Annotated in this window: 6 protein-coding genes and 2 pseudogenes; 5 read left to right on the top strand and 3 right to left on the bottom strand. The window is 66.3% G+C overall.

The features are described from left to right. The first annotated feature begins 153 nt into the window (after positions 1 to 153). Complete coding sequence (gene pglX, locus ACFYXM_RS25710; RefSeq protein WP_389292715.1) at positions 154 to 3,795, top strand: BREX-2 system adenine-specific DNA-methyltransferase PglX; 3,642 nt, start codon at positions 154 to 156, stop codon at positions 3,793 to 3,795. Positions 3,796 to 3,875: 80 nt separating this feature from the next. Here the strand turns inward: pglX and ACFYXM_RS25705 are convergent. Together ACFYXM_RS25705 and ACFYXM_RS25700 are read right to left on the bottom strand one after the other, a co-directional pair. After that, a pseudogene (locus ACFYXM_RS25705) lies at positions 3,876 to 4,034 on the bottom strand (DUF397 domain-containing protein); the annotation flags it as partial. Between the two features lie 44 nt (positions 4,035 to 4,078). Further along, positions 4,079 to 4,916: pseudogene (locus ACFYXM_RS25700) on the bottom strand (helix-turn-helix domain-containing protein). Between the two features lie 518 nt (positions 4,917 to 5,434). Here ACFYXM_RS25700 and ACFYXM_RS25695 point away from each other — a divergent pair. From ACFYXM_RS25695 to ACFYXM_RS25685, 3 genes are all read left to right on the top strand, one after another. Then, the gene (locus tag ACFYXM_RS25695) at positions 5,435 to 8,917 is read left to right on the top strand and encodes a DEAD/DEAH box helicase (protein ID WP_389292713.1); all 3,483 of its coding nucleotides are present in this window, start codon (positions 5,435 to 5,437) and stop codon (positions 8,915 to 8,917) included. 143 nt (positions 8,918 to 9,060) lie between these two features. Continuing rightward, entirely contained in the window at positions 9,061 to 9,558 is a 498-nt protein-coding gene (locus ACFYXM_RS25690) for an ATP-binding protein (protein WP_389292711.1), read from the top strand. After that, positions 9,528 to 9,770, top strand: a complete 243-nt coding sequence (locus tag ACFYXM_RS25685) for an AAA family ATPase (RefSeq protein ID WP_389292709.1) — start codon at positions 9,528 to 9,530, stop codon at positions 9,768 to 9,770. The genes ACFYXM_RS25690 and ACFYXM_RS25685 overlap by 31 nt, the downstream gene beginning before the upstream one ends. On the opposite strand, the gene ACFYXM_RS25680 is transcribed toward ACFYXM_RS25685, so the two are convergent. Beyond that, positions 9,718 to 11,298, bottom strand: a complete 1,581-nt coding sequence (locus ACFYXM_RS25680) for a hypothetical protein (RefSeq protein ID WP_389292708.1) — start codon at positions 11,296 to 11,298, stop codon at positions 9,718 to 9,720. The two genes, ACFYXM_RS25685 and ACFYXM_RS25680, sit on opposite strands and share 53 nt — an antisense overlap. Before the next feature lie 291 nt (positions 11,299 to 11,589). Here ACFYXM_RS25680 and ACFYXM_RS25675 point away from each other — a divergent pair, with 291 nt between their 5' ends. Further along, positions 11,590 to 13,017: a PIN-like domain-containing protein gene (locus tag ACFYXM_RS25675; RefSeq protein ID WP_389292706.1), complete on the top strand. Its 1,428-nt coding sequence runs from the start codon at positions 11,590 to 11,592 to the stop codon at positions 13,015 to 13,017. Positions 13,018 to 13,081 lie beyond the last annotated feature (64 nt).

Below are 13,081 nucleotides of genomic sequence, written 5' to 3'. Positions count from 1 at the left end.
GAATCTTCCGTCGTGGAGGGAGAGGCGCTTGTGCTGTCCGGTTCCGGCTGAAGGGTCCGGAGAGGGCTGGCAGGGCTGGCAGGGCTGGCAGGATGGACGCGGATGAGCTGCGGGCCCGGGTGGGGTCCGGATCACGGAAAGAGGGGCGCCCCGGTGGACAAGGCCGCACTGCTGAAGGACCTGCGCAAGCAGGTCACCGCGCTGGAGGACGACCTCAGGGCTCGCACGGAGTCGGTGGACGAGTACCGCACGGAGCTTGAGCGCGAGTACGCGGCGGCCCGCGAGGCGAGCCGTACAGCAGCGACGTACGGGGCCTGGCGGGACGAGCGTGTGACGCAGGCTGCGGCGGCCTGGGTGCTGGCGACGGTGTTCGTGCGGTTCTGCGAGGACAACGGCCTGGTCGACGACCCCTTCATCGCGGGCCCGGGGGAGCGGCTCGCGGATGCGGAGGACCGGCAGGCGGCGTTCTTCCGGGAGAAGCCGGAGCTGAACGACCGGGACTGGCTGGTGGCGGGCTTCGACCATCTGTCGGGCACGCACAAGGCGGTGGCAGGGCTCTTCGACCGGGGCCACAACGCGCTGTGGGAGCTGAGCCCGTCGTACGAGGCGGCGACGCGGCTGCTGGGCTTCTGGCGCGAGCGGGGCGCGGACGGCGAGATCGTCCACGACTTCACGGACGGGGAGCTGGACACCCGCTTCCTGGGCGACCTCTACCAGGACCTGAGCGAGCACGCACGGAAGACGTACGCGCTGCTGCAGACCCCGGAGTTCGTGGAGGAGTTCATCCTCGACCTGACGCTGGAACCGGCGGTCGAGGAGTTCGGCCTCGACCCGGCGTGGAAGCACAAGCCGGCGGGGTGGCCGGGGGACGAGCCGGTCGTACGGGGTCTGCGGTGCATCGACCCGGCATGCGGGTCAGGCCACTTCCTGCTCGGCATGTTCGAGCGCCTGCTGAAGAAGTGGCGGGAGGCGGAGCCGGGTACGGAGGACTGGGAGCTGGTGCGGCGGTCCCTGGAGTCGGTGCACGGCTGCGACAAGAACCCGTTCGCGGTGGCGATCGCCCGGTTCCGGATGCTGGTGGCGGTGCTCAAGGCGTGCGGGGAGCGGCGGCTGGCGGCGGCTCCGGAGTTCCCGATCAATGTGGCGGTGGGGGACTCGCTGCTGCATGGGCGGGGAGCTGAGACGGTCACGGAGACGCTGTTCTCGGGTGTGGGGGACGACGAGGAGCGGACGTTTGCGTTCCGGACCGAGGACGTGTGGGAGTTCGCGGATCGGGTGGATTTGCTGGGACGGGGGACTTACCACGTGGTGGTGGGGAATCCCCCTTACATCACGGTGAAGGACAAGCAGGAGAACGAGAATTACCGGAAGGCGTACGACGCGTGTGCGGGGACGTATGCGCTTGCGGTTCCTTTTGCGCAGCGCATCTTTGAACTTGCAATTCGTGGGGCTGGGAATGGTGCAGAGAGTGGTTTTGCAGGGCAGATCACTGCCAACTCGTTTCTGCGTCAAAATTTCGGCAAGAAGCTAATTGAGAATTTCTTCCCAAGCGTTGACCTGACGCACGTAATTGATGCTTCCGGCGCTTATATTCCCGGTCATGGAACAGCCACTGTGTTGTTGGTGGGCAGGAACCGCCTCGGCCGCTCTTCAAGTCTGGTTCGTGTAGCGCTTGGTAAGCGAGGAGAGCCTCATCAGCCTGCAGATCCGTCACGGGGGCTTGTGTGGAAAGCTATCACTGCGCAAATTGGTGAAGTGGGCGCCAGTTCGGAGTGGGTTGCAGTAGAAGATTTTGAGCGAGTGAAACTATCTTCGCACCCGTGGAGTCTGGGCGGCGGCGGGGTTGGAGAACTTCTTGATAAGATTTCAGAGAACAATCCACGCCTCTCCTCGAAAATTTCCCCTCCCATTGGTCGAGCGGTCAGGGTTGGTGCAGACGAGGCGTTTCTGCGCCCCCTTCGCCCTACGGTACGATCGCGTGCAGCAGTTAAACCGCTGGTGGTAGGCGGCGTAGTTCGTGATTGGGTTGCGCATTCCGTCGAAGGGATCGTCTATCCCTATGATGCTGCGGTAGGCCCCAGAGGGCTGGAACCTGAGTTGTGGTGCTGGAGGCGTATTTTGCAGGAACGCCGCACATTCCAGGGCGACATGGAAGCCGCTGGGCTCAGATGGTGGGAGTACATGCAGCATACGGAATCAGCTTATGCGACGCCGCTCTCCATCACCTTTCCATTTATGGCGACCCATAATCATTTCGTCCTGGACCGTGGTGGCAGAGTATTCAAGCAGACAGCACCGATCATCAAACTAGTAGCTTCCGCTACCGAATCGGAGCATCTAAATCTACTGGGTGTGCTGAACTCATCCACCGCTTGTTTTTGGTTGAAGCAGGTGTGTTTGGATCGGGGTAACGGTGGAGTGGGGGGTGGTATCTCGGATGAGATGTGGGAGCATCGCTTCGCCTTCAATGGCCAACAGGTGGAGCAGTTGCCTATCCCCCGTAGCCTGCCCGTCGTTGGTTATGCGCTCGATTCTCTTGCTCGGCAACTGTCGCTGTGCAGTCCTGCTGTTATTGGAAGAACGGATGTGCCGAGCCGTGGTCGCCTAAACGACGCTCACGTGGAATATAGGACAACCCGAGATCGCATGATTGCTTTGCAGGAGGAGCTGGATTGGGCCGTATACGGCTCTTACGGTCTCCTTGCGGTCGGTGAAGTAGCGCGTGCGACTCTTAAACACCCAATTGAAGCACCCGAGGTGGCCCTAGGAGAGCGGGCATTTGAGATTGTTTTGGCGCGATCTCTAGCCGCTGGCGGAGCCGGGACTTCATGGTTCGAGCGTCACGGTTCTAGCCCGGTAACGGAGATTCCTTCCCATTGGCCCGCTGAATATAGGGAAGTCGTGCAGGCGCGTATTGAAATCATTCAATCTCGTAAAGATATTGCTCTCATCGAACGGCCTGAATGCAAGCGGCGTTGGTCTTTCGAGCCTTGGGAGAAGAAGGAGAAGGAAGCTCTCAGCGTATGGTTGCTCGATCGGTGTGAGGACGAGAAGCTTTGGTTCGGCCTTCGGGACGGCTTCCGTGCCCCCCGTACTCTCACCATCTCTCAGCTCGCCGACGCTCTCCGGCAGGACGCCGACGTGCAGGCCGTCGCGGAGCTGTACGCCGCCGACCACATGGGCAAGCGTGATGCCACTCTCGCGATGGTGCTTGCAGACATCATCGCCTTCGAGCATGTCCCGCACCTCGCCGCCCTGCGTTATAAGGACTCGGGTCTACGCAAGCGCGAGCAGTGGGAGCAGGTGTGGGACCGGCAGCGTGAGGAGGATGAGACGGGGAAGCGCCTCGATATCCCCGTACCTCCGAAGTACGCGTCTGCCGACTTCCTGAAGGCGTCGTACTGGTCCCACCGAGGCAAGCTGGACGTGCCCAAGGAGCGGTTCATCTCCTACCCCGACGCATCGCCCGACTCGGACCCGACGTTGTTGCTCGGCTGGGCCGGCTGGGATCACAAGGATCAGGTGCAGGCTCTGATCAACGTGATCAATGACCGTACTGAACAGGCGGGTTGGGAAACTCCGCGCCTGACGCCTCTCATCGCGGGCATCCAGGAACTGATGCCGTGGGTTCACCAGTGGCACGGTGAGTACGACGAAGAGTGGGACGGTACGCCCGCTGAGGAGTACCAGGCGTACCTGGATGAGCAGCGCGCCAAGCACGGGCTCTCGGCCGAGGATCTCAAGGCATGGCGGCCGGAGAAGAAGACTCGCGGCCGGGCGAAGAAGGCAGACTGAGCCCCCGCGTACGAGCACGTACAAGAGGACGTCCCGCCGCCGGAATGTTCGGTGGCGGGACGTCGCCGTCCGTGGGGCGGTCAGCCCTGGGCGGCGAACTCCACGAAGGCCGTCCAGCCGCCAGGGGCGACAGAAAGGAACGGCCCCGCCTTGTCCTTCGAGTCGCGGACGTGGATGGCACCAGGGCAGGCCGCGATCTCGACGCATTCGCCGCCCGAGCCAGTGCTGTAGCTGCTCTTGAACCAGGCTAGTTCGGACACAGCCTGCCTGGGCTCTTCGACGTTCATGCTTCTCCTAGCAACTTCTCGACAAAGGCCAGCGATTCGCGCGGGGGGGAGAGCTTGAGCTCGGAGGATTCCGTACTGCTCCTCAAGCTCCCGGACCGACGCTCGATCTGTATAGAGGCGGCTGTCCTTGTACGCCTCCACGTAGGCGATCCTCTGCCCTTCCTTCGTCTCGATCAAGGTGAAGGGTGCTTCCAGTCCAGCATGCTCCTCCTGCTCGATCGGCATCACCTGGATTTCGAGGTTGCGGCGCTGGCCGTGGGTCAAGATCTGCTCCAGCTGTTCTCTCATCACGGAACGCCCGCCCAGCGGGCGACGCAACAGGAACTCCTCGATGACGAAGCTGATCGTGGGCAACGGCTTTGCAGAGAGGATGGCTTGGCGAGCGATGCGCGCTGTCACACGCTGCCCGATCTTGTCCTCGGTCAGCAGCGGACGCCCCATGGAGAACACCGCTCGCGCGTAATTCTCCGTCTGCAACAGCCCGGGTACAGCCTTCGTCGCGTACACGTGCAGCTCAACTGCCTGCACCTCCAACCGCGCCGCATCCCGGAAGAACGCCGGATACTGCGCCCGAGCCACCTCCTCCTTGCTGGCCTTCAACACCCCGCCCGCATCCAGGAGTTCATCCGCTTGGTCGATGAACTTCGGTTGCGGGATCCTCCGCCCCTGCTCGAACGAGGCGATGCTCGACGCCGAGTACCCAGTCATCGTCCCGAACTCCACCCGCTCCAGCCCCGCCCGCACTCGGAACAGCTTCAAGTGCTGGCCGAACACATGCAGAATGCCCGACCCGACCTCGTACTCATGCCCCGGCTGCTGTCGCTGATCGTCCATGTCCCTGCCTCCCGCTACCGTCCCGCGGCCGCCCTACCTGCCCTGAAGTCCCTACCTGTGGATCGGCCAACGCCGCTCACCGGAGTCAGGCACGCCCCGTGCCGCGTACAGCCCGCGCGCGGACGCGTACAACGAAGACCCCGTCGGTCTGTCTCTCCTGGTCAACGGTAGGCACGCGCCGAGATCGTTTGCTGGACGAGCCGAGCAGTTCCCCCAGACGTGCGCACCCCGCAGCCGCTCGGCGAGGAAGGCGACGTGCGCATCGCGCGACTCGTCCCTCGACGAGGACGTAATCCAGGCCATCCAGGGCGCGTTGCCCATTCAGATAGCGGTCCCGAGGACTCGAAGCGATGCCTGGTCCAACTCGATTCCTGACAGTCGCACGACACCCCGTTCGCCGCCAGTGGCACAGCGAGCACCGGCCTGAGGTCGCATATGCGCCACTACCCCCTCCGCACCGCCCACGGAGCTGGCTAAGGTGATCGTTCCTGGCGGACCGGAACGAGGGGGCGGGCCGTATGGCGGCGAGCAGTGAGCGGCGGCGCAGGGCGGACATCGTGCGCTACTGGCGGGCTGTGGAGATGTTCAGCCCGCAGAAGGTGGAGAAGACCTCGCCGCCGAAAGGCATGTATCCCGTGGAATCCGGGCGCCCCCTGCCGTGGGAGGAGGGACATCCCGTACGGCGACGGAACCCAGGCCGGAACATGGTGAGGCAGCACACCGTCTACTGCGGGGTGTACCCGGTGGCCTCCGTCCGCGATGTCCTGCTTGATGTCTTCGGCAACAGCGAGGAGGACCACGACGGCCGTGTGGACGGCGACAGTGCCCTGCTGGCCTTCGAGGTCACGGATGAAGGGTTGCTGGTCCAGGACTCCATCACCTTCTCCGCGTGCGCCTGGGCGACGGGGCGCAGCCGTAAACCCGGCCCCGGGGCCCAGGGATGGCTCGACGGTTTCGAGGCGGAAGCCGACGCGTGCGAAGGCGTTGTGCTGGGTGTCGGCGACGGCAAGGTGACGATCGCGGACACGGCATCGGGGCGGCGGCAGCGGCCCTTCGCGGGGTTGATGTGCGAGATCACGGCCGGTGCGGTCGGCGGTGCCTTGAATGCCGTACTCGGACCGGTGCTCGGTGATCTGGCGGCCGGCGCCCTGTCCGGCGCCGTCGGTGCAGTGGCCGACGGCGATGCCAGGCGCTCCACAGGGCGCTCCGCCAGGCGCGAGGACGACGGGTCGCTGGACGAGAGCCCGCTGGACGAGGGCGACGCAGCCGATGCGGCGGACGGCGACGAGGCTCCGCCCCGGCTCGGGGAAAAGCCGTTGACCGTGCGGGACCTGTCGGCCGTCACCCGGTGGGTCGCAGAACAGTTCGGTGTCACCGACGACCTGCGGCCGGAGACGATTCGGGTCCAGTGCAGGTCCGTGTCCCGGCGGAAGGCCGGCCGGTCGGGCGGATCGGACTTCCTCAACAGCTTCATCGCGGCGGACCTCGGCCTCGTCGCGGGCAGCCTCAGCAAGGACGAGCCGGGGTCCGCGCTACGGGACTACCTGACCGCCTCGACCGCGCTGCGAGGCCGTACGCGCATCGACCTCAAGCACGAACCCGGAGCGGTACTCGACGGCGTTCAGCCGTCCCATTTCCCACTCGGACGATGGCCGTCGAAGACCGAGCATCCACTGGTGCTGAGCCAGCAGTTCGCAGTCAACCGGATCGTGGAGCAGCTTGCCGACACCGACGGGTTGTACGCGGTCAACGGCCCGCCCGGTACGGGCAAGACCACACAGTTGCGGGACCTCATCGCAGCCGTCCTGGTCATGAGGGCGGAGCGGCTGTCCGAGCTGCGGCGCCCCGAGGACGCGTTCACCGGCCAGGCGCACCGTTGGAGCACCGGCACGTACCAGCGGTCTGTGGCGTCGCTCAAACCGGAGCTCGCGGGTTTCGAGATGGTGATCGCGTCGGCGAACAACGGTGCCGTCGAGAACGTTTCCAACGAGATTCCCGCGCTCGAATCCGTTGCCGAGGAATGGCGGGAGGAAGCGTCTTTCTTCCCGGAGCAGGGACGGCTTGTGCTCGATGGCGTTCCGGCGTGGGGGACCCTCGCCGCGAGGCTCGGCAACAAGGGGAACCGTTCGGATTTCCGCAACAAGTACTGGTTCGGCCCTCCGCGCGAGGAGCGGGCCGAGCGTGGCGAGGGCATGCGCGACGTCCTGAAGGCGGCTGCTTCGCGCGGCTTCGACCTGATGTGGTGGCGGGAGTCCGTCGCTCGTTTCCGGGACGCACGGCAGGCGGTGCAGACCCTGCAGGACGAGCGGCAGCGAGCGTACGAGGCACTCCTGGACTTCAACGGTTCGCATGAGGCTGTCACCACCGCCCAGGAGGCGGTTCTCAGCGCCGAGCAGGACCTGGAAGCACTTCGGCAACCGGCCGCGGATGCCCGTGCAGCTCGTGGCAGGGCGCAGAGGGACCTTGCAGGCCCTGCGGGCCGGAGGGCGGAGCACCGTCGGCACCGTCCCGGCCTGACCGCGGGCATCTTCACCCTCGGCGCGGCGCAGCGCGACTGGCAGGCGGAGGACCAGCTGCTGGCCGAGGCGGAGCAGACAGCTCGGGCCGCGTACGAGGAACACACACAGGCGGCCGCTGCGTACGACCGGGCCGAAGCGGCCGGCAGAGGTGCCCTGGATGAAGCCAGGCGGGTGCTCCAAGCGGCGGAAGGACGCCACGCCCAACTCCTGGCAACCCTGGGGGCAGCCCTTGACCGCTGGGGCACCTGGATTCCGGGCCAGGAAGAGCGCGGCGAGAGAACAGAGGAGGATGCGAGGGAGCTCTCCTCGCCCTGGTCCGACCCGGAGTTCACCCGGGCCCGCACGCGGCTCTTTCTCGCCGCGATGGATCTGCACCGTGCGTTCATCGAAGGCGCGGCCGACCGCATGCGCAAGAATCTCGACGCTGCGATGGACGTCCTCTGCGGCAACGCTCCCAAGACTCTGAAGCCGGAAGTGGTGCTGGCGGCCTGGCAGAGCCTCTTCCTCGCTCTGCCGGTCGTCTCCACCACCTTCGCCTCGCTGGATCGGATGTTCACGGGGCTGGGGCCCCGGTCGCTGGGCTGGATGTTGATCGACGAGGCCGGCCAGGCGACCGCGCAGATGCCGGTGGGTGCGCTGTGGCGGGCGCGCAGAGGCGTCATCGTGGGTGACCCGCTGCAGCTGGAGCCGGTGGTCACGCTGCCGCACACGGGTCAGCAGGCTCTTCGACGCACCTTCGGTGTGGCTGAGGAGTGGGAACCGTCCCGCACCTCGGCGCAGCGCGTCGCGGACCGGCTGAACAGCTACGGCACCTGGCTCCCGGCACCCCAGGGTTCCGAGGACGACCGGGTCTGGGTGGGGTCGCCTCTGCGCGTCCACCGGCGTTGCGACGACCCGATGTTCACGATCAGCAACGAGATCGCCTACGACGGGCTCATGGTGCACGGGGTGCACCGGGACGACGAGTACGCCGTGGCCCGCCGCGGCGTGTGGTGGCCGGTGAGCGGAGGGCGCGCATCGCAGGGCAAGTGGTCGCCGGACGAGGGGGATTGCGCGAACGTCATTGTGCACCGGCTGGTCGACCAGGGCTTGGATCCTGAGCGTGAGCTCTTCGTCATCAGCCCGTTCCGGGATGTCGTAGCCGGACTCCGTCGCAGCCTCTGCCAGGTTGTCCCGCGCGACAGGGTGGGCACCGTGCATACGACCCAGGGGAAGGAAGCCGACGTAGTGCTGCTGGTCCTCGGCGCGGGCGGGGACAAAGCAGGACCGCGAGCCTGGGCGGCCTCCGCCCCGAACCTGCTGAATGTCGCGGTGAGCCGCGCTCGTCGGCGGCTGTTCGTCGTGGGTGACCACGACGCATGGCGCGGACATCAGCACTTCGACGTACTCGCACGTCAGCTGCCGTGCATCTCGGAAGCCGAGCAGGCGGCCATGCGGGCACTCGCCCCGACGGCGCTCGCCGAAGGGTGCCGCTGCCGATAGGCGAGGGCGCAGTCCACCCGGGGCAGCGGTGGAAGCGGGCCCTCCATGCCGAGCCCGTCACACGCTCCGTTCCGTGTACAGCGCGCGCACTGACGAGTACAGCCCGTTGTCGTCCGCGCGTCCGCCCTGGTCAACGGTATGCCGTGGGCGAGATCGTCGTCGTCATGAGCCGAGCGACTATCCCAGAGGTGCCGGTCCAGCAACCGGCAGCACCCGTACGCGAATTCGCCATGCAGTTCACCTCCACTCCACGAGGCGCCCGGCTCGCTCGGCGCCTTGTCTCGCACCGGCTCGACGAGTGGGGACACCCCTACGACTCCACCCCCAACGAGACCTTGACCCTGATCGCCACCGAGCTGGCCTCGAACGCCATCCGTCATCGCCACGTGTCCGGACGCGACTTCCATGTGAGGCTCATCCAATGCACATCCACGGAAACGACCCTTCTCCGCATTGAGGTTGCCGACACCCGCGCCGAGCGGTGCCCTGCCCCCGAGACGCCCACTCCGCCAGCTGCCGACGATGAGTCAGGTCGTGGTCTGTTTCTCGTTTCGCAGCTCGCGGATCGCTGGTGCGTGGAACGTCGCGTCGGAGCCCCGGGCAAGAGCGTATGGGCGGAAATCAAACTCAATCACCTATAGGCCCAGGCGAGTTGGAGGACGGAAAATCATCTGAAGCGCGTGCGCGTAGAGAACTTCTGCTGTCTGCACAGGTGGACATCGCCTTCGAGGAAATAACCTGCTTCATCGGCCCGACCGGTGTCGGCAAGTCCACCGTGCTGCGCGCACTCGACTGGTTCTTCAACGGTGAACGTTCGGTCTCGTTGAGCACGTGCTCGCCCCGGCCGCCGTAACGATCACATCCTCAAGTCGGACGGACAGCGACTGGTCGCGCTGGGGGTCCCAGAGCCATACGCGGTCTCCGGACGTGCCGAAGGTGAGCAGAGAGCGCGTAGCGGCAAGCGGACCGTTGAAGACGGGGATCTCCTCGGACACGGGCTTGACACAGACGAGTCGGCCCTGGACCCCGTAGTACGCCGCCGGGGTCTTGCCGGACGCTGCAGCCGTGCGTGCTCGGTTCGCGGCCGTTTCCGCTCCGACGAGTCCGGCGGTCAGGGAGATCCCGATGACGAACAGGCTCATGAGGGGAACGCCGATCCGGACCATGCCTCGCGCGTGGACCCACTGGTGGTAGTGGCGCATCCAGCCGGCGATTGCCAGCACAACTGCCGCGAGCCCGAGTGCGATCCCGATGGGCTTGAGCGAGGCCGCGTAGGACCAGTACACCGAGACCGGGATGGCGTCGGAAGGGACGCCGAACCCGGCCTTCAGATACATCGTGTGCAACAGGCCGCCGAACCAGGGCAGGCTCAGGGCGAGCGCGGGGACGAGCGCTGGTACGGCCCAGTTGGCGTTGCGGCTGAACCAGGAGTGAACCAGGGCGTACCCGAGGCCGTAGAGGATCAGGGCACAGAGAGCCACCCCGAGCACCGCGTACGCCGTCACGCGTGCCACTTGCGCCGGGGGACCGGGCAAGGCGAGGACCAGCAAGAGGCTGCCCACGGTCATCGGGGCGACGGCCGCAGTGCCCCAGACCACGGTGACGGCAAGAGATTGTTCCTCCCTCCGGTTGGTGATCTCACGGCCCACGGGCCATATCAGAGCGCACGCCATGAGTAGTGGCACCAGCACGAACAGGCCATCCGCGGCCGCGGCAGCGAATCCGCAGGCGACCGCCAGGCCCAGGCCCACCAACAGGGGGCCCGCCAGGCGCCACGTCGACACCGGGCTCGGCGGTGGTGCGTCGGGGTCCCGGCCTTCCATGCCCATGGGGACGCGTAGTTGGAGGCGCTGCGGGTCGTACGGGCGCCCGGTGAGTGTTCCGCGCTCCAGACGCTGTTCGAGCGCTTCGACGGAAGGGCGGCCGGTCTGCTTGAGAATGCGGACGGTGGAGATGACACCGAGCGACGTACGCAGGGCTGCGACCCAGGCTCCAGGGCTCGGGAAGCCCGAGGGGGCGGACGACGCCGGGAGCCGGCGGTGAGCGTGGAACACAGAACGATGGTCGTGGGTCAGGTCGTGCTCGATGAGAAACGCATCCACCACCCACATGCCCGCATGGTGGCGGCGAGCCAGGTTCTCGATCTCGGAGACCGCGGCCTGCACTGCGCCGAAACGCGCACCGTGCAGCCGGACTTCGACCAGCAGCCCCGTACGGCCGGGGCCGAGCGCCGAGGCATCCGCGGTGTCGTCGCGGGGAAGCCACGGTCGCGCCGACCACCCACGCCCTTCCAGGAGTTGTGTCGCGAGACTCGTCTCGTCCGGGCTGTCGACGACCGCGACCAGGACCTCGATCCGGCGGTTGAAGGGCTCGGCGGGCAAGGCCGTTGGGTCCGCACGGTTGACAGAACCTCCGGGGTCACCGGAAGCGACGGACCCGGTTCGCGGGCCCGGTACCGCCCTTCCGGCCGATCGTCGGGTGGCCGTCCGTAGCGTTCGTAACATGCCGCTCTCTCTCCGTTCCGATACTTCTCCCGCACGCCGTCAGCGCTCCTGTGCCGGTCGTGCGTAGTTGGCCGAGATAGCTCTCTCGTACCACGGCCACGCCTGGAACTATGCCCTTCATTGCCCCGGGGAGTATGAAGGGGCCAACGAGGGGAAGCACGGAGCACCATGGCGTTCAGGGACGACCCGGCGGATGGCGGGACTGAGACCAATTCCGGAAGCGGACCCGGACGAGGGATCTTCGACTGCGACGGAGCCCATCAGAGCCCTCGAAAGAACGACTACGAGCGGGTCTTCCAGAGCGGGATGGTCGTCCTCGACACCAACGTGCTGCTCAACCTCTACCGCTCCAACGCCCGTACCCGGCAGGACACTCTGGCCGTGCTCACCAAGCTGCGGGACCGGCTCTGGGTGCCGCACCAGGTGCTCACCGAGTTCTGGCGCAACCGCGGGCAGAAATCCGTCCGCCACCACCACAGCACCAAGGCCAAGGAAACCTCGGCCGCCCTGGAGCGGGTCCGGCGGTCTGCGAGTGACGCCGTCGACCGGTGGGTCAAGGACGTACGTCTCAAGCACGACGAAGGTGTCACCCAGCGGATCAAGGAGAGCCTGTCGGCACTCACCGAGACCGTGGAGGAACTACAGGGGATCATCGACGGTCAGGCCGAGCGCGACGCGCTGGAGGGCACGGCCGAGACCCACAGCGACCCCGTGCTCGTGGAGCTGGAGCCTCTCCTGTCCGGCCGCATCGGTGAGCCCCTGCCGACGGACGAGTACGACAAGGCCGTCCAGACGGCTCAGAAGCGGGCCGACGAGGAAATCCCCCCTGGGTACGAGGATTTCAAGACCAAGCCTGCCGAGCGGGCTGCCGGGGACTACCTGCTGTGGTTGCAGTTGCTGCAGGAGGCTCAGCGACGTACCTGCGATGTGCTGCTGGTGACGGGTGACGTCAAGAAGGACTGGTGGCAGCAGCGAGACGGTGACATCCCGGCGCGCCCCAGGGCCGAGCTGGTGGCGGAGCTGAGGGAGCAGGCAGGTGTGCGCCTCTACATGCTGACTCCGGCGGAGCTGCTCACCTGGGCCGAGCAATTGCTCGAGGGGCTGCACGTCGACAAGGACTCGGTGGACGACCTGGAGCAGCTGGGCGGAGCGGACCGGGACGACGGCGAGGCGGAAGAAGGCTGGAGCCTGCAGTCGCTGAACGCGTTCATCGAGCAGCTTGTCGTGCGCTATCCGGCGCATGCCAAGGTGATCGTCGCCGCTGCCGCGAATGGAGGGTTCGTGGACCGGGACACGGTGTACGACCTCGCGGGCTACCCGCCGGACCGGCAGCTCAAGGGGTTCACCCGGCCGGTCAGCACTGTGGCACGCGAGCTCGAGGACCTGGAGGTGCTGAGCGGCGAGGAGCCGTTCCTGCTGCACACCATCTACGGATCAGTGACGGAACCGTCGTGGGCCACCGGATTCCGTATCCCGGACGAGACGATCCCGCTGCTTCGTGAGTCCTTCGAGGGCGGTCAGCTCTGGCCGGCATTTCCCAAGGGCGGTGCCGAGTCCGCCGAGGAGGACAAGGTATCGGAGCGCGACGAGCCGTAGGCGGTTGGCGTCCTCCGGCTGATTCGCGCTCTTGTCCCTGTCATCCGCCCATGTCACACAGGTG

The organism is Streptomyces sp. NPDC002476, assembly GCF_042889785.1.
Lineage (GTDB): Bacteria > Actinomycetota > Actinomycetes > Streptomycetales > Streptomycetaceae > Streptomyces.
This window is presented reverse-complemented; position numbering and strand designations above follow the sequence as displayed.